Raw genomic sequence first — 20,955 nt, 5'->3', positions numbered from 1 at the left:
AGGGGCAGCGGGATCGCTCGTGTCGCTCCGATCGTAGCGAAGGGCGGGCGTGGCATCGGGGAATACGGAACCCAGTTGGGCGCGCTGGTTGTAAGCGGCGCTGTCAAAGCGAACTTCCCCTTCCTCACCTTCTGTGGGGAGAACCTGGTCATATCCAGGGATCGTGAATTTGAGGACCGAGGTAAAAGACCCGTACGGACACTGGTCCGATCGACGCAAGCCCCCCGGAGCTTCGGACCCTGTTCCGCTGGGGGCAGTGACTGCCCTCTCGGCCGCATCTCTTACGGGGGCAGTGTCGGCCCACAGAACCAGCCGAACTCTTTTGGCCCGCATATCGCCTACGACACCTACCGCACGGAACTGGCGTCACTGCAATTCACGGTGGGTACGGTGGCGAATCTGTGTGCGGCGGCTACGGAGTCCTACTGGAATGGCTGCCCCTGGCCACTGCCGAAAGGAACCCTTCCATGGCTGAGTTCGCGTACGGTCCGGACGCCGAAGACCTTTACGGAGACCTCTCTGCCCGGCCCGTGCTGACACTCTGAGCCTCCAACTGCCGCGATCGGGCGAGGGTGGCCGGCCCCACCGATCCTGGCCATCTTGCGGCAATACGATCGAGGACGGGTTCAAGCCGACGACTGCTTTCAGTTCGCCGATCGAAGGTGAGCTGCTGGCTGGAGAGCCGATCTGTCATCAGGTCTTCGGCCCTCAAGGAGACAGCTATTACTCGTGCCCGCTGAAGCCCCAAAGCATCATGCAGGGCTTGTGCGGTGCCCGCCAGGATCGGAGTGTGAGCCGTGGGCTCCGAAAGCGCACGTGTCCGGGTAGTTGTAGACCTATCCGCGTAGCGAACCGTAAGTGTAAGCGCGCGGGCCACTTGGGCACCCGTTCGCAAACGCCTCCCGATATCAACGGCGAGCTCGAGTAGCGCCCCACTGCGTACCGACCCATCGATCTCGTGCCTGCCGAATCTCCATTCAGCACTGGCCGACTTGGATGGAGCGTACGGTGCCACGCGCATCCTGTCGATACCGCGGGCCCGTTCGTGAACAAGACGTCCCAACTTCGCACCCAAGATTCTCTGTAGAGTGACCTCAGAAGTTCCCGCCACCTTCCCGATGCTGTCCAAGCCGTACTTACACAGCGTGCGGGCCGTCTTCGGCCCCACTCCATAAAGAGCAGTCACTGGCTTCGGGCTCAAAAATTCAGTCACAGCCTGCGGAGTATCCGGGATATGGCGAACGGCGCCAGGCGGCCCGAGACTCCCAGCCATCCTGGCAAGCAGGGGATTGGAAGCCACTCCGACCGAACAGTCGATGCCATGCAGCGCCAGTGTGCGTACACGCACCAGTTTTGCAATCTCAACAGCGTCACGGTTGAAGTACTTGACACTCCCGCTCACATCGGCCAATACGGCATCGGGAGGCACCGCTTCGATGACCGGGGTGATGTTCCCCAGGACCTGAAGCAGCGTCTCCCACGGTTCCCCCAGCGACCCTGATGCCCGGAGATAGATGATGGCCATCCCGCTCACCCAGCGCTTCCGGGGCTGGAGTGCCACAACTTACGGCCTCCCATGGGGCCGCTTCCTGCTGGCTTGAGATCCGCCCATGCATCCATTTCGACGCCATTGGCTACTTGAACCGTTCGGCCGCCTATTTGCGTCTGGGGGCGGCGATGCTCTTGGTGCTCCGCCAACCGGTCCGCCACCGCATCGAGACCCCCTGCACGACGCAGTTCCGCCAGCTCCGTCAGATCCCATGCGGCAGAGCCGGCCAGGCTGAGCGAACGCGGCCCACGACGTTGGACTTGCCCACGGACCAGCAACAGGCCACTGTGAAAAACCGTATGCGCGCAGGCAGCGTGACTATCACTGAAAAAGGCCAGATCCATCAAGCCAGTTGAGTCGTCGAGAGTGACGAAGATGATCCGCTGCGCCTCGCGAGGGGTCGTCTCTCCGTACGGGCTCGACTTGGTGCGGTGAAGGATCGGCGGTGTCTGGGTGGCCACCTTGGCCCCGGCGACCAGCACGGTCTCCCCGTGCCGGGCCTCGCGCAGCCGCTTGGCGAAGACCACGCCCAGCTCCTCCAGGAAGGCCTGGTGGTCCCCCATCAGGTGGCGGGAGACGTCCATGCTCAGCACCCCCAGCTCGGCGCTCAGCCGCTCCGCCTCGTTGAGGTCGGGCAGCCCGATGGAGCCCGTGCGGTGTCCGTCGCCCAGCGGGAGCTGGGCCCCCAGGGAGCCGGAACCGGAGCCCCGGCGGGCGCGATGGAGCTCGGACAGGTGCAGCAGCAGGTCGCGGCGGTTGGCGCCGAAGGTGTCCAACGCGCCCACCTGCGCGAGCCGTTCGGCGACCGGACGCCCCGGGCGGGCCCGCTGCCAGAAGTCCAGCAGCGAGGAGTAGGGCTGCCCTTCCTCGATCCGGGCGGCCTCGGCCTCGCTGATGCCGTGGACGTCCGAGAGCGCGAGCCTCAGCCCCCAGGCCTCCTCCCCTTCCACTCCCGCCACTTCATCAGACACCAGTTCGATTCGATGGGCGACCGCCGACCGGTTCACATCCAGCGGCAGCACCGGCACCCCGCGCCGCCGGGCGTCCGCGAGCAGCAGCCGCTTCGGGTACATCCCGGGGTCGTGGGTGAGCAGACCGGCGTAGAAGGCGGCCGGGTGGTGCGCCTTGAGCCAGGCCGACTGGTACGTCGGTACGGCGAACGCGACGGCGTGCGCCTTGCAGAATCCGTAGCTGCCGAACGCCTCGATGATCTTCCAGGTGCGGGCGATCACCTCCACGTCGTACCCCCGGGCCGCCGCGTGCCGCGCGAACCAGACCCTGATCCGGCCCTGCGACTCGGGGTGGGAGAGCCCGCGCCGCACCCGGTCGGCCTCGCCCCGGCCGCAGCCGGTCATGATGGCGACGATCTCGATGATCTGCTCGTGGAAGACGACCACACCGTAGGTGCCGCGCAGGGGTTCTTCCAGGTCGGGGTGGGGGTAGCGGACCGGCGCGCGGCCGTGCCGGGCCTCGATGAACGGCCGCACCATGTCGGCGGCGACCGGCCCCGGCCGGAAGAGCGAGATGTCGACGACCAGGTCGTGGAAGGTGGCGGGCTGGAGCCTGCCGACCAGGTCCCGCTGGCCGGGCGACTCGATCTGGAAGCAGCCCAGCGTCTCGGCGGTGCGGATCAGCCGGTACGTCTCCGGGTCGCCCGGGGGGACGGCGTCCAGGTCCACCTCCGTGCCCGAGGCGCGTTTCACCTCGGCGACGGCGTGCGCCATCGCCGACTGCATCCGTACGCCCAGCACATCGAGTTTGAGCAGCCCGAGGTCCTCCACGTCCTCCTTGTCGAACTGGGACATCGGGAAGCCCTCACCGCTGGTGGGCATCACCGGAGTACGGTCCATCAGCCCGGCGTCCGAGAGCAGCACCCCGCACGGGTGCATGGCGACCCCGCGCGGCAGCGCGTCCAGCCCCTCCACCAGCTCCCAGAGCCGTCCGTACCTGTCCTGGTTCCGCGCGATCTCCTTCAGCTCGGGCAGCTCCTCCATCGCGGCGCGGGCGTCGCGGGCCCGGATGTGCGGGAAGGCCTTGGCGAGCCGGTCGGTCTCGGCCGGGTCCATGGAGAGCGCGGCGCCGACGTCCCGGATGGCGTGGCGCACCCGGTAGGTCTCGGGCATGGCGACGGTGGCGACGCGTTCGGGTCCGAAGCGTTCGATGATCCGGCGGTAGACGTCGAGCCGGCGGGCCGATTCGACGTCGATGTCGATGTCGGGCAGGACGAAGCGGCGCTTGGACAGGAAGCGCTCCATGAGCAGCCCGTGCTCGACGGGGTCGGCGTGGGCGATGCCGAGGAGGTGGTTGACCAGGGAGCCCGCCCCGGAGCCGCGCGCGGCGACCCGGATACCCATCTCCCGTACGTCGTCGACCACCTGAGCGACCGTCAGGAAGTACGAGGCGAAGCCGCGATGGGCGATGATGTCCAGCTCCTCGTGCATCCGGTCCCAGTACACGCGGTCGCGGTCGTAGCCGCGCAGCACCATCCCGGCGGCGGCCCTGGAGGTGAGCACCCGGTGCGCGGTGCGGCGGCCGGCGCCGACCAGGTGCGGCTCCGGGAAGTGGATGCCGCCCAGGCCCAGGTCGGCGGCGGGGTCGACCCGGCAGGCGTCGGCGGTGCGCCGGGTCTCCGCCAGCAGCCGGGCCGCGGCGTCCTGCCCCAGGCCCGCGGCGGAGGCGATCCGTTCGGCGGCCTCCCGCATCGCGCCCTCGCCCTTGAGCCAGCGCTCACCGCTGTCCAGGGGCGAGCGGCGCGGGTCGACGGGGACGAGCCTGCGGGCGGAGTCGAGTACGTCGGCGATGGGGCCCTGCCCCGGGTCGGCGTACCGGACGGCGTTGGTCAACACGGCCCGTACGCCCTGTTCGGCGGCGAAGCCGAGGGTACGGGCGGCCAGCCGCAGCGATCCGGGCCCGGTGCCCGCGCGGCCGTGGTCGACGGCTTCGAGGCGCAGGTCGTCGCCGTACATCTCCCGCCAGGGCGCGAGCAGCGCGGCGGCCCGGTCGGGGCGGCCCGCGGCGAGCGCCCGGCCCACCTCGGAGGCGGGCCCGAGCAGCACGGTCAGCCCGTCGGCGGGCAGCGCTCCCCGGCCGACCAGGGGCGGCCCGGGGGCGTCGGGCCGCCCGGACCCGTCCAGCGGCCGGGGCCCGCCCGGCGAGCCGGCGCTCCGGGCGTGGGCGGCGGTGACGAGCCGGCACAGCTCGGCCCAGCCGCGCGCGCCGTCCCGGGCGAGGAAGGTGACCCGGGGTGCGGATTCATCGACGAAGGCGCCGCCTCGCGCGGGGGTGCGCGGGCGTACGGCAGCCCGGCCCGCCCCCTCCGCGTACGAGGCCACCGCGAGGTCCACCCCGAAGAGCGGCCGGACCTCGACCCCCTCCTCCAGGCATGCCTTGGCGAACCGGACCGCCCCGGCGAGGGTGTCGCGGTCGGTCAGCGCGAGGGCGCCCATCCCCCGCTCGGCGGCCCGCTCGGCGAGCCGCTCGGGGTGCGAGGCCCCGTACCGCAGGGAGAATCCCGAGACGGTATGGAGATGCGTGAAACCGGACACCCGCACCTCCTGAACCGTTCCGACCGTTCTGTCACTCACCACCCCCTGCTCCCCACCATAGACCAGCTTCGAACACTCGTGCGATATCCAGGGGGCGGGGCACCCCGCCGGCCGCGCTCGCCCCTACGCCGTTCGGCCCCGCCCCGCCTGCGCGGACACCGCCCCGCCCGGACGGTGGGGGCATGACTTTCGTCGACGAGGTGAAGAACGCCGTCACGCCACGGGCCGCCCTGCTCGTCATCGGCGTACTCGGACTGCAACTGCTGTTCATCGCGTCCTACGTCGGCGCGCTGCACAAACCGAAGCCGACGGATGTGGCCTTCGGGGTGGTGGCCCCGCAGCAGATGTCCCGGCAGCTCCTCACCCAGCTCGACGCCCTGCCCGGCGGGCCGCTGGACCCCCGCGCGGTGGGCAGCGAGGCCGAGGCGCGCGAGCAGATCATGAACCGCGACATCGACGGCGCCCTGATCGTCTCGCCGCAGGGCCGCACCGACACCCTGCTGGTCGCCTCCGGCGGCGGGACCGTCCTGTCCAGCTCCCTGGAGCGGCTCATCACCCAGGTCGAGGGCGCCCAGCAGCGGACTGTACGGACCGTGGACGTGGCACCGGCCTCCGCCGACGACTTCGACGGGCTCTCATCCTTCTACCTGGTGGTCGGCTGGTGCGTGGGCGGCTACCTCTGCGCCTCGATCCTGGCGATCAGCGCCGGCACCAAGCCCGCCAACCGGCAGCGCGCGCTGATCCGGACCCTGGTGATGGCGCTGTACGCGATCGGGGGCGGCATCGGCGGCGCGATCATCATCGGCCCGGTCCTCGGCGCCCTGCCGGGCAGCGTCTGGGGCCTGGCGGGCCTCGGCGCCCTGGTCGTCTTCTCGGTCGGCATGATCACGCTCGCCCTGGAGGCCCTCACCGGCATCGTCGGCATCGGCCTGGCCGTCCTGATCATCGTCATCGCGGGCAACCCGAGCGCGGGCGGCGCCTTCCCGCTCCCCATGCTCCCGGACTTCTGGCGGGCGATCGGACCGGCCCTCCCGCCGGGCGCGGGCACCTGGGCGGCCCGCTCGATCGCCTACTTCCGGGGCAACGCGGTCACCGGCCCGCTGCTGGTGCTCTCCGCCTGGGCGGTCGTCGGTACGGCCCTGACCCTGCTGCTGTCGATGCGGCAGCGGGCGGGACGGGACGACGGGAGCGCGTGGGGCGCCGGGAGCACCGGGAGCACCGGGACGGCGTCGTCAGCCGGTGGGTCGACAGCGGTCTGAAGGCGGGCCGCCCCCTCCCCCCTTCGTCCCTTTCCTCCGTGATGATCCATCCGTGGGGCCGCCTCGATGGCGGCCCCATCCGACGTGCGCCCCAATTCTTGATGTCAGGTCGGCGCGACGGCTAGGCATGACAGGTACATGGCGACATCCTGGAGCGGCCTCGTACCACCCGACGAGGAGCACGGCCAGGACAACTCCTTCCACCCCCACGGAGGTCGCTCATGCGTCGTCGTCCCACCGCTCCGCTCGCCGCTCTCGCCCTGTCGCTCCCGCTCACCCTGATCACCGCCGCTTCCGCCTCGGCCGCCCCCGCCGACAAGCCCCAGGTGCTCAGCTCCTGGACGCAGACCAGCGCCTCCAGCTACAACGCCTGGAACGCCGCCCGCAACAACCAGGGCGCCTGGTCCGCGTACGGCTTCAACTGGACGACGGACTACTGCAGCAGCTCCCCCGACAACCCCTTCGGCTTCCCCTTCCAGACCGCCTGCGCCCGCCACGACTTCGGCTACCGCAACTACAAGGCCGCCGGCACCTTCTCCGCCAACAAGGCCCGCATCGACTCCGCCTTCTACGAGGACCTCAAGCGCGTGTGCGCCGCCTACTCCGGCGCCAAGCGGACGTCGTGCAACAGCACGGCCTGGACCTACTACCACGCCGTGGACATCTTCGGCATCGCCCCGGCCGGGGCCGGCTCCGACAGCCCGGTCCGGGCCGCCTGAGCGCGGGAGAGGCCCCCGGCGGACCGGGGGCCTCTCCTTGTTGCCGTGGTGCGGTTCGCTGCCGTGGTGCAGTTGCGGTGCTGCCGTGTCAGCCGATCTGGGCCCCGTAGGCGGCGAGCGCCTCAGGGACCGGCTGGAAGAAGGTCGTACCGCCCGAGGAGCAGTTGCCGCTGCCGCCCGAGGTCAGGCCGAGCGCGGTGCTGCCCGCGAAGAGGGCGCCGCCGCTGTCGCCCGGTTCGGCGCAGACCGTCGTCTGGATGAGGCCGTTGACGATGTCGCCGTTGCCGTAGTTGACCGTGGCGTTCAGCGCGGTGACCTGGCCCCCGTGCACCTGGGTGGTGGAGCCGCTGCGGGTGACCGACTGGCCGACCGTCGCGTCGCCCGCCTGGGTGATCGCCTGGGTGGAGCCGTTGTAGAGGTTGACCTCGCTCGGGTGCGCGATGTTCGAGGTGTACTTGACCAGGCCGTAGTCGTCCCCCGGGAAGCTGGAGCCCGCGTTCGACCCGATCTCCGAGCCGCCCTGGGTGTCCGACCAGCTGCTGACCGACTCGGTGCAGTGGCCCGCGGTCAGGAAGTACGGCTCGCCGTCCTTGACCACGTTGAAGCCGAGCGAACAGCGGGAGCCGGAGCCCCAGATCGCGTCGCCGCCCGCGATCAGCGGCTTGAACTCGCCCTCGGTCCGGTTCAGTTCGGCCTTGCCGCCGAGACCCTCGACCACGGTCGAGAGCTTCTTCCAGGCCGCGCCGTCGACCGTGCTGTCGGCGGTGACGACGACCTTGTTGCTCACCGGGTCGACGGCCCAGGAGGTGCCCGGGATCGTCGCCTTGTCGGTGAGGGTCTGCCGCGCCGACGTCAGCTCGGCGAGGGAGTTCTCCACGACTCTGGCCTTGCCGCCCGCCTGGCGGACCTGCTCGGCGGCGGCCTCACCGGTGACGTTCACGACGAGGGCCTTCGTCGCGCTGTCGTAGTACGAGCCGGCCGCGTCCGCGCCCAGGTCCCGGTCGAGCGTGGCGGCCAGCTCTCCGGCCGCGTCCGCGCTGAGCGTCTTGACCGTGAACTCGGGTACCGCGTCGCTGGCGTTCGCGGTCTGGAACGTGAATCCCGCTACGACCAGGGCGACCACGGCCGATCCGGCCACCGTCGCGCGCTTCCTGGATATGCGTCGATGCTTCAATTCGACCTCCTGTGGGGCCGTGCACGGAGCAAAGTGGGGTTGCCCGTACACGGAGGATGGGGCGCCCACTATTCCGAGGCGGTGAAACGCACACAAGGTCGACTTCCAGACGTGCACACGACACCGACGCTTCACCCGCGCCATGTTCACCTGCCCCGGTCACACCATGTCGGTTCCGTTCGCGAACACCCGCCGCAACCGCCGGCGGCCCCTGGGTGAGGACTAGTCCTGTCCGATATTCGCCCTCGCCGGTCCGGATGTTGTACCCAACCGTCCGGATAGAGACGTAAATCGTCCGCCGCGAGCCCCTCGGGACCTTCACAGTTCCTGCTCCGGCCGAAGAACGTGCCCGGAGTCGACGAAGCGTCGTCGAGGAGTCACGGTTGCGGGCCTGATGGGTCATCATCGACAGGGCGGCACACGCCGGGCACACCGTGCTCGGGCCGGCCGGGGTGACCGAGCTGAGGAGGCGCGGGTGCGCAACCGGATGCGCGCGGCGGACGGGCGGCATCTGATGGTGGAGCGGCGGGGGGACCCCCGGGGCAGACCGGTGTTCCTGCTCCACGGGACGCCGGGCAGCCGGCTCGGGCCCGCCCCCCGCGGCATGGTCCTCTATCAGCGCCGTACACAACTGATCACCTACGACCGTCCCGGGTACGGCGGCAGCGACCGGCTGGCGGGCCGCCGGATCTCCGATGTCGTCGAGGACGTCCGGGCCATCGCCGACTCGCTGGGGCTGGAGCGGTTCGCCGTCGTGGGCCGCTCCGGCGGGGCCCCGCACGCGCTGGCGTGCGCGGCGCTGCTGCCCGAGCGGGTCACCCGGACCGCCGCCCTGGTCACGCTGGCCCCCTGGGGCGCGGCCGGCCTGGACTGGTTCGACGGGATGGCCGCGTCCAACGTGCTCGCGTACTCCACGGCCGCCGCCGACCCGGACTCCCTCGCGGAGTCCTTCATCGTCCGCTCGGCGCAGATCCGGCAGGATCCGGTCCGGCTCCTGGACGACCTGCGCCGGGAACTGACCGACTCCGACCGGATGGTGGTCAACGACGCCGGGATCCGGTCCATGCTGCTGCGCAACTACAGCGAGGGGCTGCGCACGTCGGCGTACGGCTGGATCGACGACGCCATCGCGTTCTGCAGCCCCTGGGGGTTCGATCCGGCGCTGATCACCGGCCGGGTGCTGCTCTGGCACGGGGTGAAGGACGTGTTCTCGCCCGTGGGCCACTCCCGCTGGCTCGCCGGGCAGATCCCGGGCGCCACCGCCGTACTGGAACCGGCGGCGGCGCACTTCGACGCGCTCTCCGTGCTCCCCGGCATCCTCAACTGGCTGCTGGACGAGCAGGAGGACCCGGGCCGGCCGCTGACGGCCGCCGCACCCGGCGGCTGAGGCAGGGCGGAAGGGGCCCGGCCCGTGAGGGCCGGCGGGCCCGTGAGGCCGGGCCCCGCACCGCTCACACCGACATCGGCTCCAGTTCGCGCCGGAACCGCTTCTCGGTCCGCGCTATGTCGGTCAGCGGATGGTCGTCGCCGAGCTGCCGTGCCAGTTCGACGACGAGCTCCGCCCGCAGGTGCCGTGCCTCCTCCTCGCGTCCCATCGCGTCGAGCGTGACCGCCATGTTCGAGGTCATGGCCAGGGTCTCCGGGTGGTGGGCGCCCAGCGCCTCGCGCAGCTGGACGGAGAGCTTCCGCTCGGTCTCCAGCACGATGTCCAGCTCCCCCCGGTCCGCCGTGGCGTTGGCCAGGTTCATGACGCAGAAGAGGGTGTTCGGGTGCTCGCGGCCGAAGGCCTCGCGCATCGAGGCGACCACCAGCTTGAGCACCTTCTCCGCCTCTTCCGGCTCCCCGGTCCCCGTCAGGTAGATGGCGAGGTTGTTCTGCGCGGCCAGGGTGTACGGGTGCTTCTCCCCCGGCACCTTGCGGTACTGGTCGACGACCTCCTGCGCCGTGTTCCTCGCCTCGGCCCGCTCGCCCGCCGCGAACAGGTCCGCGGCCAGGTTGAGGTCGCAGGCCAGCGAATCGGGGTTGGCGATGGTGTACTTCGCCCGGTACCGGACGCGGGTCGCCGCCGTCAGCCTGCGCGCGTCCTCCAGCCGGCCGGCCCTGCGCAGCGACACCGCCAGGCTCTTCGCGGCGCTCAGCGTGGCGGGGAAGCTGCGGCCCATGGTTCGCTTGAAGGTCTCGTAGGCGCGGCTCAGCAGCGTCACGGAGTCCTCGTACCGCCCGACCTCGCGCAGGTCACGGGCGAGGTTCATGGCGGAGGACAGACTGTTCGGGTGCTCCGGGCCGAGCACCTGCGAGCGCAGGTCGTAGACCTCCTGGTCGATCTCGCGGGCCCTGGCGTACTGGCCGACGCTGCGCAGGTTCAGCGCCAGGTTGTTGGCGGCGGCCAGGGTCCTGGGGTGGGAGTCGTGGAAGATCTGGCTGAAGCCCTCGTGGGCCTCGGTCGCCATCTCGATCGCTGTGCCGTAGTCGCCGAGCAGGCCGAGGTCGATGGCGAGGCTGGAGGTGGTCATGTACGTGTGCGGGTGCTCGGGGCCGAGCACCTCCCGCTGCCGCCGGAGGGTGAACTCGTCGAGCTCCTTGGCCTCCACGTACCGGCCGCGGGTGCGCAGGATGTTGGAGAGGTGGAAGCAGAGGTAGAGGTACTGCAGGTCCCGCTCGCCCAGCTTCTCCAGCCAGACCTCCCGCAGCTCGTCCCCGAGGCTCGCCGCGGTCCTGACGTCCCCGCGTTTCCACAGGTAGCGCACCCGGTCGATCAGGAGCCTGCGGACCTCCGGCTCCTTGCAGTTCCGGGCATCGGACGGGCCCAGGTGCGGCCAGATCGTCGCGAAGCGCGGCCAGGTCTCCGGGTTGTCGATCGGCTCGTCGCCGTCGGGCCGGGCGCCGGCCAGGATGCGGTGGACGACGTGCCGGGCCTCGCGCTGCTCCTCCTCGCTGAGCTGCGCCTTGATCACGGCCTGGACGAGGCGGTGCACCTGGATGGAGTTGGAGACCTGGTCGACCTTGGCGAGGGCGAACCGGCCGATCTCCCGGATGACCCGGCCCAGCACCAGCTTCTCCTGGAGCGAGGAGTCGTACGGCTTCAGCGCCTCGATCATCTCCTTGCTGTAGAGGAGGTTGGCGGAGATCGGCTCGGGGGCGAAGAAGGCGCAGAGCTGGAGCAGCCGGACCGCGGCGGGTGAGCGCTCCCGCAGGCGGGCGATGGAGACGTTCCAGGTGGCGGCGACCGGCTCGGGGTATCCGGGGGGCTGGTTGAGGGCGAGCACCTGGGGTGCCTGGCGGGAGAGCTGTTCGAGATAGGCGTCGACGGGGGTGGCGGTCTCCGCGATCCAGGCCGCCGCCTGCTCGACGGCGAGCGGCAGGTCGCCCACGGCGGTGGCCACCTGGCCGGCGTCCTCGACGCTCAGCCCCGGGGCGCGGCGCCGGAGGTGCTCGATGGACTCCTCCCGCAGGAAGACGTCCACGGGCAGCGCGTCCCCGTGCTGGGACCAGCTCTGGTTGCGGGAGGTCACCAGGATGTGGCCGGAGCCGCCCTGCGGGAAGTAGCGGCGCAGGTGTTCGGGGTCGTCCGCGTTGTCGAAGACCAGCAGCCAGCGGTCCGAGGGCACGCCGCGCCGGAGCAGGTCGACGGCCTCCTGGGAGGCGGCCGCCATGTCGTCGCCGCCCTGGGCGCCGAGCCGGACGGCCAGCTCGGCGAGCGAGGCCACCACGTCGTCGGTCTGCTCGGACGATATCCACCAGACCAGGTCGTAGTCGGCCATGAAGCGGTGCACGTACTCCAGGGCGACCTGGGTCTTGCCGACGCCGCCGAGCCCGTACAGGGTCTGGGGCTGCGGCAGGACCACGGCCATCCCGCCGCCGAGCTGGTCGCGCATCCGCTCCAGGACGAGCGAGCGGCCGGTGAAGCCGGGGTTGCGGGGCGGGGCGTTCCAGATCTTGGGTACGGTGCCGGGGAAGCGGGGCCCGGGGGCCACCCCGTCGGTCATCTGCACCGGCCGGTCCAGGGCCCGCATCAGGGCGGTGGTGGCGTGCACCTCGTCGAGCCGGAAGAGGTCGACCGGGTTGCGGTCGATGTACGGGGCGGTCAGGCGTACGTCCCCGACGCGCAGCGGCAGCAGCTGGCGCCGGCCGCCGCCCGGGTCCTCGGCGACCGCCCGGTCCCACACGTCCACCGCGCGCTGCGACTTGAGGTAGGCGGCGGAGAGCAGCACCACCGTGCGGGCGGCGCTCTCCGGGGTGACGTCCTCCGGTTCCTGCGGGGGCTGTTCGGCGGAGACGTCACGCGGGACGACGCGGAAGCCGGCCCGGGTGAGGACCGCCTCGACCCAGTCGGCCCACATCCGGTTCTCCGCCACGTAGCTGAGGGAGAGGTCGGCGGGCAGGGCGGGCCGGCGGCGGGTGAAGGCGTCCCGGATGCGCAGGCGCACCTCGTCGCCGACCGGGGGCATCGAGGTGACCTCCTGGCCGGTGACGACCGCGGTGAGCCGTTCGAAGGCGGAGAGGAGGGAGTTGGTGAGCCCGGACTCGTCGCCGAAGGTGGCGAGCGTCTCCTCGTAGGCGTAGTAGGGGCGGTAGGGGATCTCCACCGCGCCCCAGTAGGCGGTGAGTTCGTCGCCGGACAGGTCGCGGGGCAGCCGGTCGAACTTGAGCCGGGCCAGCGCCCGTCCGGCGTCCGCCTTCTCCTTCTCGCCCTCGTCGATGCGCATCGGGACGGGGAAGATCGCGATGGGGCGGCCGGTGTAGCGCTCGGCGATCTGGCGGGCGACCGAGGCGGCGCCGTCGATGGACTGGTCGCTGAGGGTGAAGCAGTCGACGAGGATGTCGGGGAGGTGGACGGTGCAGATGTCGGCGATGTCGCTGAGGCCGGTCCGGCTGTCGATGAGGACGTAGTCGTAGTTGGCCTTCATGTCCTCGCGCAGCGCGTCGAAGAAGTGGCCGCCGCCGAGCCGGTCGTAGAAGTTGTCCCAGTCGAAGGTGGAGACGGTCGCGGAGTATTCGCGGTTCTGCTGTCCGGCGGAGACGAAGTCGAGGGTGCCGCCCTTGGGGAACTCCCAGCCGAGCGCCTCCGGGGCCAGCGAGACGGCGTGCGGCTGGATGCGGGCGTAGTCGCGGTGCCAGTCGTCCGCGCGCTCGGCGGGGCTGGTCGCGGCCCAGGCGTAGTCGGTGATCAGGTCGATCACGCCGGTGGTGGCGCCGAGGGTGGCGGGTTCGAGGAAGGGGTGGAAGAACCGGTGGAGGCCGGGCGCTTCCAGGTCCCAGTCGACGGCCAGCACCCGTTTGCCGTTGGCGGCGAGGATCCAGGCGGTGTTGGCCAGGGCCATGGTGCGCCCGGTGCCGCCCTTGTACGAGTAGAAGGTGACGATGCGCCCGTCACGACCGGCACTCATAGGTCCTCCGCTTCCGTCGTAGGGTCGTGCGGGTCGGGGGCGAAGCTGGTGTCGCCCATGGGTCCCGTCAGCCGGGTCCGCTCGCCGGGTCCTCCGCCTGGGCCCGGCGGATAGGCCGTCGCGTGTTTCAGGTACTGCTGGGCGGCCACCTCGACGACCTGGGGCAGGATCTGGCCGAACGCCTCCATCGTGGGCACCCCTCTGGCCGCGGCACGGCAGAAGGTCCGCCCGTGGCGCATCTTGGCCGGCATGGTCGCTTCGAGTCTCTCGGTGAGTTCGGCCTCCGCCGCCCGGCTCTGGTGGTCCTCGCGGCTCCACGGCACGACCATGGTCACCCAGGGCCGGTTCTCGGCGTCGAAGGCGGCGAGCCTGCGGCAGCGGTCCTCGTCCTTCAGGGCCCAGCGGTCGACGAGGAGGATCTCGGGGGTGCTGGGCGGTGTCTTGCCCTCGGGCCGCCCCGACTCCTCGTCGAACGAGGTGATCTGCGCCTGGTAGTTGAGCGAGCGCACCAGCTCCTCGGCGACATAGGCCAGGGGGCGGGCGGAGGAGGGGTGGTAGGGGTTCCAGTCCTGCGGGTGGTCGCCGTAGTAGTCGCTGTCGCGCCCGTCGGGCAGGTCGTGGCGGGTGGGTGCGGCGATGGTGATCCGCATCGGGCGGGGGGCGCCGACCCCGCTGCTCCGGGAGCCGAAGGCGCTGGGGGCGAGGCGGTAGTCGACGGGTCTGCCGGTGTCGATGCGGACCGTGTCGGCGACGCTGACGATGCGTTTGGCCAGTTCGTAGACGGCCCGTTCGTACTCCTGGGCGAAGAGTCTGAGCTTGATCAGGCCGTAGAGGCCGTCGGTGACGTACCGCTCCCCGAAGTCGCGGTGGTTGAACTGTAACCGCTCGGCGGAGCCGGGGAGTTGACTCGGTGGCACCGGGACCCAGAGGGCCGGGACGATCGCCTCGGCGAGCTGGTTGCGGCGGGCCCGGTGGTGGATGGCCCGCTGCTCGAAGGCATGCCACTCCTTGCCGCACATCTCACTGGCGAAGTAGCGCGGCGAGAACAGCGGGACGAAGACCCGGCAGGTGGCGAGGACTTCGCCGAGCCGCTCCGACCAGCCCTCGCCGGAGCGTATCTCGCGGTCCATGAAGCCGGGGGACGCGCCTGCGGGGAGATCGGTCATGGCCAGCACATGGCCGCACAGATCGCGGAAGAGGCGTTCGACCCACATGTCGGGGTCCGTTCCGCTGCCGTGCCCCGGTGTGTGGGCGTAACTCAGAAAGAAGTACGGCCGATGGTCCGCCGCTCGCTGCTGCGTCGATGCCTGCACACGACCCCCGTCCTGTGTGAGCACTCGCACCCGAGGATGAGGAAAGGAATGCGAGCGAATTCATCATTCCGGAGCGGACTGCGCTCCACCCCCCTGCCATCCGGTCATTGAACCTCGCTTTCCGGTCGGCCGTCAGGGTGTTCGGCCCATGACCTGCATGATCGAAATGGCCTTGCCACCATTCCTCCCGGATGTCCCCTGTGTGTCACCGGCCTCTTTACGGAGAGCGGCGATCAGTTGTTTTCCGTCGATGGTCGGCTCGGCCGCCGTTTCGATCAGGTCGAGGGCTTCGGGTACGCCTTCGAGGAAGCGCGGCTCGAAGAGGCCGAGCCCCACCCGTTCGAATGTCTCGGCGAGAAAACGGGAGAACGGCACGGGCTCGTCGCACCAGGGCATCCGATGATCCCAGGAACCGTCCGAGGCGTAAAGATCCGTCACTTCGGTCAGGGCCCGCAAGGTGGCCCTGCGGAATCCGCTCAGCAGCCCGAGCGCCAGTTCTTCCGCGTCGCCCGTCACCGCGAGTCCGACCGCGCCGTGTCCGTGGCGCCCCGGCCCGGCCGGAGCGCGCGGGAGCGGGGTCAGCGTGGTCAGCGTCCGCGCCGCCTCGGCGCACTGGTCCGGCACGGCGTCGTCGAGCAGGGCCCAGGCCGCGCCGATCCCCGCCGCCCAGGCGTCGGCCCGCGCCGGGCCGAGCCGCCCGGCCGGCGGGACGTCGAAGCAGTCCCGGTACGGATCGAGGTCGTCGAGGGCGAACGCGGGCGCCGGGCCGGATCGCAGCGTGCGCACGGGCCGCCAGTCGGGGGTGTCCGCCGCGTCCTGTCCGAGGTGCAGCGCCGCACCCGGGCCCGCCTGTTCACGGTGGACCAGGAACCCTTCCCCGGTGGCCCGCACCACGGCGGTGCCCCGGTCGTCCGGGCCGCCGATCCGTACGGCGCCAAGGGTGGGCAGGAACAGGCCGCCGTCCCGGTAGCCGACCGGGACGGGCAGGTCGAGTCCGGCCCGCACGGCGGCGGCGGCCACCGTGGCCCCGAGCCGCCCGGTCGGCAGCTCCGCCGCGGCCGGGCCCCCGGCCCGTACCGCGCCCAGGGTGTCGAGCAGCCAGGTGCGCGTGTAGGGGTGGGAGAGCACCGCGTCGAGCGCCGCCGCCCCTTCGGCGGTCCGCTCCACCTCCCCGGCCAGGTGCCAGGCCTCGTCCCAGAGGGCTCCGCCGCCGCCGCCGTCGAGCTCGTCGTTCAGGAGGGCCAGCAGGGTGCGCGTCAGGTCCTGCTGCGCGGAGACGAGCTCGGCCGGGTCCCGGACGGCGCTCGATTCGGTGGCCGCGGCCGTACGGTCCTCGATGCCCCGGACGAGGGCGGCCAGATCCGCACAGTAGACCGAAGGGTTGTCGAAGCCGTTGGCCGAGCGGTAGCGGTGGGTGTACAGCCCGCCGCCGCACGAACGGACGACGGGGCACCGGCGGCAGGTGTCGCTGACGCCCGCCAGACCGAGCTGGCGGGCGCGGACCCCGGGGTGGGCGGCGACCTCGTCGAAGCTGTTGGTGAAGACGTCGAATCCGGTGGCGGCGGCGCCCTCGTAGGCGCTTTTGAGCGAGTCGACCTGTTCGAGCTGACCGTCGGTCTCGATCACGACGAGGTCGGTGGGGGCCAGGCCCAGCGACTCGGTGAGGCTGGGGCCGCCGCTGAGGCTGGAGAGCACGGAGGCGAAGAGCCGCACCGGCACCGGGCGGCCCCGCTCGGTCCAGCGGTCGAAGATCGTCAGCAGCCAGTCGGCGTACGCCGTGGCGAAGCCGTCCGGCCGTGGGGGCGGCTCGTCCCAGGTCGCGTGCGGCAGCAGGAAGTCGACCATCGGCGGGGCCAGTTCGGCCAGGGCCTCGTACACCTTGACCGGGTCGTTGCGGATGTCGACCGTGCAGAGCAGACCGAGGTCGAGATGGCGGTAGCGCTCCTGGCGCAGCAGCTCGATCGCCCTCAGCACGAGCGGATGGCTGGTGCGCCCGTTGGCGAAGCGGCGGTGCCGGTCGTTGGCCTCGCGGTCGCCGTCCAGCGAGATCCCGACCTTGACGCCGAACTCGGCGAACAGGTCGAGGTAACGGGGGCTGAGCTGGACCCCGTTGGTGTGGATGCGCAGGTCCAGCTCGGCGACGCCCTCCAGCGCCGAGCCGAGCTCCTCGCAGACCCGGCGCAGTCGCGCGGGGCCTGCCAGGAGCGGCTCCCCGCCGTGCAGGATCACCGCGACGGAGGGAAGCGCGTGGGTGGCCGCGTGCTCCGCCAGGCGTCGCGCGGTCCAGGAGACAGCCTCGTCGGAGATGGTCTTCGGACGGGTCTGCCAGCTCTGATCCGCGTGTTCGTAGACATAACAATGGTCACAGGCCAGGTCGCACCTGCTGTGCACCTTGAGGACGAATTCGCGGAAGGGGACCAGGGGTCCTGTCATTCCGCCATTCTAGCCGCCCTCAAGGCACGGATCAGAGAGCCGAACTGAAGGTGGAGGTCCGGATGGAGCGGCCGGTCGACGCACCGAATACACGGTCGATCTTCCTGGCGGCGTCGGCGCTGCGGGCGTCGATCGCGGCGAGGGTGGTGCGGGGCTTCGCGGGGGCGAAGGCGGGGGTGGTTCCGTAGGTCTTCACGGCCGTCCTCGGGGGATCCTCGATGGTCTATTTCCGGACATTGAAATGCTGCCGGTTCCCGCATAATTGCAGAGTCCGGAAAGGCAGACTTTACTCCCACGCCGCCCCTTTCACACGCCGGCGAACGAGCCGTCACACTCCGTTTCTCCGATCGATACCTCGCCTTCATTCACCCGGACGGGTGAGGCCGATTACGGACACCCTCCGGCCGGCCCGGGGCGCGCGGCCTCGCACGCACCCCGTACGCAGCCCAGGACCCGTTCGCGGCTGTCGACGGGCGGCACGCCCCCGGCACCGCCCGTGCGGTCCGCCTCGATGGCCCCTCCCCCGTCGACAGTCGTTGCGGATCCGTCACGTTGAGCGACAACTGCCCTGTCGTTCACACCAGTTGGGAAACTTTCTCACACTCCGGCCCGGCTTGACGGGCCTTCGGTGCAGGTGGCCGAAGTCCGCTCTCCGGGCCCCGCGCGGACCGGCGGCACCCTTGCCGCCCCCCGGCCCCGGACCTACTCTCAGGGCCCCGGACGGGGCGGGGCGGCCGTGCGGACGGCCGGGTCTCACCGACAACCGCGGACGGGGGTGACCATGGCGGAGCTCCCTGGGCCGCTGAGGTCCATGGTCTTCAGGAACGAGGACCTTCCGGCACTGTTCCACCGCACGGACGCCCTAGCCGTCGCCCGGCAGCGCGAGGCCGTGAACACCACCCGCGTCCAGCTGGCGCTGCTGGTGGCGGGCGCGGTGCCCGCGGCGCTCCCGTGGCACGCCGAGGACGGCCCGGCCGTTCAGCTTCTCCACGGCGCCGCGGTCCTGGCGTATCTGGGGGTCCTGTTCACGACCTACCTCGCCTCCCGGCGCAAGGCCAAGTCGCACTGGCAACTGAACCGCTCCGCCGCCGAGTTCATCAAGTCCCTCTGCTGGCGCTACGCGGTCCACGGCTCGCCCTTCGAGACCGCGGCCCCGCACCCCGAGGCGCTGTTCGCCAGCCGGCTGGAGGAGGGGCTCCAGGAACTGAGGAAGGTGGGCTGGACCGACCCGCGGGAGGCGCCGGCGGACAGGGGCGGCGCGGTCATCACGGAGTCCATGCGGGAGTTGCGGGACAAGGCCTTCACCGTACGCAAGGAGACGTATGTACGGGACCGGCTGATCGAGCAGCGGCGGTGGTACCGCAGACGGCGCCTCGTCTCCCGGCGCGGCGCGCTCGTCTGGTCCGGGGCGATCGTGGCGCTGACCCTTCCGGCGCTGGCGCTGAGCGTGCTGCACACCTTCGGGGTGGGGCGCTCCCTGGGGCTGACCGGGGTGCTGTCCGCGGCCGGAGCGGCCTGCCTGGCCTGGAACGAGCTGCGCCGCCACCATCCGCTGATCTCCGCGCACTCCCTGGTGGAGGACGATCTGGAGTCGATGCAGGCCGCCATGGAGACCACGCTCACCGAGCGGCAGTGGCCGGTGGCGGTCTTCGAGACCGAGCGGATCGTCTCGCCGGAGCACACCGACTGGCTGGTCCGGCACCGCACCTGAACCGGCGGTGTCCGGGGGCGGGGGCCCGGTGTCACCCCCGCTCCACGCCGTCCCGCCAGATGACGGTGACCGGCCGGCCCAGCGTACGGGCGTACGTCACGATGTCGCCGGTGCCGCCGAGGCCCCGGGCCGGGCGGCCGTCCCAGACGGCGAGCAGCAGGTCGCAGTGGTCGGCGATGTAGGCGCCCGCCGCGTAGTACGCCTCGTCGGTGGAGTGCGGGAAGTCCAGCCGGACCTCCTGGGCCGCACGGGACTTGAGCAGGCGGTAGCGGGTCAGGTCGGCGGTGTTCTCGAAGCAGTCCTCGTAGTCGCCGCTGGGGATCACCACCGTCAGCTTCGCGCCCTGGTCCAGGGCGAGGCCGGCGAAGAGCTGGTCGGCGCCGACGGCCAGGCTGGAGAGCGCCTCCGTGGCTCCGTCGAGGCCGTTCAGGGCGGCCCGCAGACCGGCGAGCACATGGGCCTGGGCGCCTGCGGGAATGGTGCGGTGACCGGTGATTCCGATGCGATTCACGGACCTGGGACCCCCTGGTGTCGGCGCTTCCCGTGCGACCGGTCGTGGCGACATCCTCTCAAGAGCCGGGGGGCGCACGGGAGCCCCCGTCCGGAACTCCGGACGGGGGCTCGCGGGTACGGACAGCTCCGGGTATCGCCGGTACGCCGGCCGGGGAACCGGTGCGCCGGTCGGGTGACCCGGTGCGCCGGTCAGTAGACGCTGACGCCGTACGCGTTCAGGGCCTCGACGACCGGCTGGAAGAAGGTCGTACCGCCGGAGGAGCAGTTGCCGCTGCCGCCGGAGGTGAGACCGATCGCCCGGGTGCCGGAGTAGAGCGGGCCGCCGGAGTCGCCGGGCTCGGCGCACACGTTGGTGCGGATCATGCCGGTCACGACGTCGCCGCCGCCGTAGTTGACGGTGGCGTTGAGTCCGGTGACCGATCCGCTGCGGGTGCCGGTGGTGGAGCCGCGGCGGGTGACCGCCATCCCGACGGTGGCGTTGGCGGCGCTGGTGATGTCCTGGCCGCCGACCGTGCCGTCCTTGGGGATGGTGGTGTTGGTGTAGCGCACGATGCCGTAGTCGTTGCCCGGGAAGCTGGAGCCGGCGGTCGTGCCGAGCACGGTGGTGCGGGCGGAGTTGGCCCACCAGGTGCTCGAACCGTTGGTGCAGTGACCGGCGGTCAGGAAGTAATAGGTGTTGCCGCTGCGGACGTTGAAGCCCAGCGAGCAGCGCCCGGTGTTGGAGTAGATGGCGTCGCCACCGGAGATCAGCTTGGTGAACTTGCCGGGGGTGCGCTCGATCCTGAGGGCCGAGGCCTTGTCGCCCGCGGCCTTCTTGATCCGGTCGATCTCCGCCTGCGTGACCGTGCTGTCCACGGTGACGACGAGGCGGTTGGTCTTCGGGTCGACGTTCCAGGCGGTGCCCGCGATGTCGGCGCCGAGCACGGCGTCGCTCGCCGCGGTCAGCTGGGTGGCGCTGAACGTACCGGTGGGTTCGGCACTGGCACTGGCGGTGGGAACGGTGAACGCCGCGACGGCGGCGAGTCCGGCGAAGACGGCCGTGGTACGGATGCGTCTCGCGTGGTTGCGGCGGGGGTTGGTGCGCTTGATCCTCACTTCGGGTTCCTCCGAGGGGAATCGGGGGCCCGCTTGTGGGGTGGCGGGCCCATGAGGCGCAGTCGGGGGCCTGTCCGGATTCCGGAGTTGCCGTGCCCCTGACAATCGCTGACGAGAGTATCGAGGGGTCCGGACAGCCGGCGCAAGCATGCCTTTCGGCCACGGGCGCCCTCCACAAGACCCGGCCCCCGGCAGCCGTCGGCCGACCGGCAGCCGTACGGTCACGGCGAGACCGCCGCCCTCCGGGCCCGGTACCG

General features: G+C 71.2%; 13 protein-coding genes and 1 pseudogene. 5 read left to right on the top strand and 9 right to left on the bottom strand.

Going from position 1 to position 20,955, the window contains the following annotated elements:
• Positions 1 to 261: 261 nt before the first annotated feature.
• Positions 262 to 545, top strand: a pseudogene (locus AB0917_RS14475) (hypothetical protein); the annotation flags it as partial.
• Here AB0917_RS14475 and AB0917_RS14470 read toward each other — a convergent pair.
• A complete protein-coding gene (locus AB0917_RS14470; protein WP_366819851.1) occupies positions 506 to 1,525 on the bottom strand; it encodes a hypothetical protein in 1,020 nt (339 codons plus the stop codon). The pseudogene AB0917_RS14475 and the gene AB0917_RS14470 sit on opposite strands and share 40 nt — an antisense overlap.
• Positions 1,526 to 1,530: 5 nt before the next feature.
• Positions 1,531 to 5,094, bottom strand: coding sequence for a DNA polymerase III subunit alpha (locus AB0917_RS14465; RefSeq protein ID WP_366819850.1), 3,564 nt, complete (start codon positions 5,092 to 5,094; stop codon positions 1,531 to 1,533).
• 182 nt (positions 5,095 to 5,276) lie between these two features.
• On the opposite strand from AB0917_RS14465, the gene AB0917_RS14460 reads away from it, so the two are divergent.
• Together AB0917_RS14460 and AB0917_RS14455 are read left to right on the top strand one after the other, a co-directional pair.
• The gene (locus AB0917_RS14460; protein WP_366819849.1) at positions 5,277 to 6,353 is read left to right on the top strand and encodes a DUF3533 domain-containing protein; all 1,077 of its coding nucleotides are present in this window, start codon (positions 5,277 to 5,279) and stop codon (positions 6,351 to 6,353) included.
• 221 nt (positions 6,354 to 6,574) lie between these two features.
• A complete protein-coding gene (locus tag AB0917_RS14455) occupies positions 6,575 to 7,072 on the top strand; it encodes a phospholipase (RefSeq protein ID WP_366819848.1) in 498 nt (165 codons plus the stop codon).
• 88 nt (positions 7,073 to 7,160) lie between these two features.
• On the opposite strand, the gene AB0917_RS14450 is transcribed toward AB0917_RS14455, so the two are convergent.
• On the bottom strand, positions 7,161 to 8,246 hold the full coding sequence (locus tag AB0917_RS14450; RefSeq protein WP_366819847.1) for a S1 family peptidase: 1,086 nt from the start codon (positions 8,244 to 8,246) through the stop codon (positions 7,161 to 7,163).
• Positions 8,247 to 8,721: 475 nt separating this feature from the next.
• Here AB0917_RS14450 and AB0917_RS14445 point away from each other — a divergent pair, with 475 nt between their 5' ends.
• Complete coding sequence (locus AB0917_RS14445) at positions 8,722 to 9,633, top strand: alpha/beta hydrolase (protein ID WP_366819846.1); 912 nt, start codon at positions 8,722 to 8,724, stop codon at positions 9,631 to 9,633.
• Between the two features lie 64 nt (positions 9,634 to 9,697).
• Here AB0917_RS14445 and fxsT read toward each other — a convergent pair whose 3' ends face one another.
• From fxsT to AB0917_RS14425, 4 genes are all read right to left on the bottom strand, one after another.
• Positions 9,698 to 13,633 (bottom strand): FxSxx-COOH system tetratricopeptide repeat protein, encoded by a 3,936-nt coding sequence (gene fxsT, locus AB0917_RS14440; protein ID WP_366819845.1) that lies wholly within the window; start codon positions 13,631 to 13,633, stop codon positions 9,698 to 9,700.
• Positions 13,630 to 14,970: an FxsC protein gene (fsxC, locus tag AB0917_RS14435; protein ID WP_366819878.1), complete on the bottom strand. Its 1,341-nt coding sequence runs from the start codon at positions 14,968 to 14,970 to the stop codon at positions 13,630 to 13,632. Before fsxC ends, fxsT begins: the two co-directional genes overlap by 4 nt.
• Before the next feature lie 108 nt (positions 14,971 to 15,078).
• Positions 15,079 to 17,379 (bottom strand): radical SAM/SPASM protein FxsB, inactivated metallohydrolase extension form, encoded by a 2,301-nt coding sequence (fxsB, locus tag AB0917_RS14430; protein WP_366819843.1) that lies wholly within the window; start codon positions 17,377 to 17,379, stop codon positions 15,079 to 15,081.
• Between the two features lie 31 nt (positions 17,380 to 17,410).
• Complete coding sequence (locus tag AB0917_RS14425; RefSeq protein WP_366819842.1) at positions 17,411 to 17,575, bottom strand: FXSXX-COOH protein; 165 nt, start codon at positions 17,573 to 17,575, stop codon at positions 17,411 to 17,413.
• Between the two features lie 585 nt (positions 17,576 to 18,160).
• Between AB0917_RS14425 and AB0917_RS14420 the strand changes: the two genes are divergently transcribed.
• Positions 18,161 to 19,090, top strand: a complete 930-nt coding sequence (locus AB0917_RS14420; protein WP_366819841.1) for a DUF4231 domain-containing protein — start codon at positions 18,161 to 18,163, stop codon at positions 19,088 to 19,090.
• Between the two features lie 31 nt (positions 19,091 to 19,121).
• Here AB0917_RS14420 and AB0917_RS14415 read toward each other — a convergent pair whose 3' ends face one another.
• Together AB0917_RS14415 and AB0917_RS14410 are read right to left on the bottom strand one after the other, a co-directional pair.
• Positions 19,122 to 19,601, bottom strand: coding sequence for a hypothetical protein (locus AB0917_RS14415; RefSeq protein ID WP_366819840.1), 480 nt, complete (start codon positions 19,599 to 19,601; stop codon positions 19,122 to 19,124).
• Between the two features lie 191 nt (positions 19,602 to 19,792).
• A complete protein-coding gene (locus AB0917_RS14410) occupies positions 19,793 to 20,698 on the bottom strand; it encodes a S1 family peptidase (RefSeq protein WP_366819838.1) in 906 nt (301 codons plus the stop codon).
• Between the last annotated feature and the right edge of the window lie 257 nt (positions 20,699 to 20,955).

This window comes from Streptomyces sp. NPDC007346 (assembly GCF_040703535.1).
Taxonomy (GTDB): Bacteria; Actinomycetota; Actinomycetes; order Streptomycetales; family Streptomycetaceae; genus Streptomyces.
The sequence above is the reverse complement of the archived record's forward strand: the minus strand, read 5'-3'. Positions and strand labels throughout refer to the sequence as shown.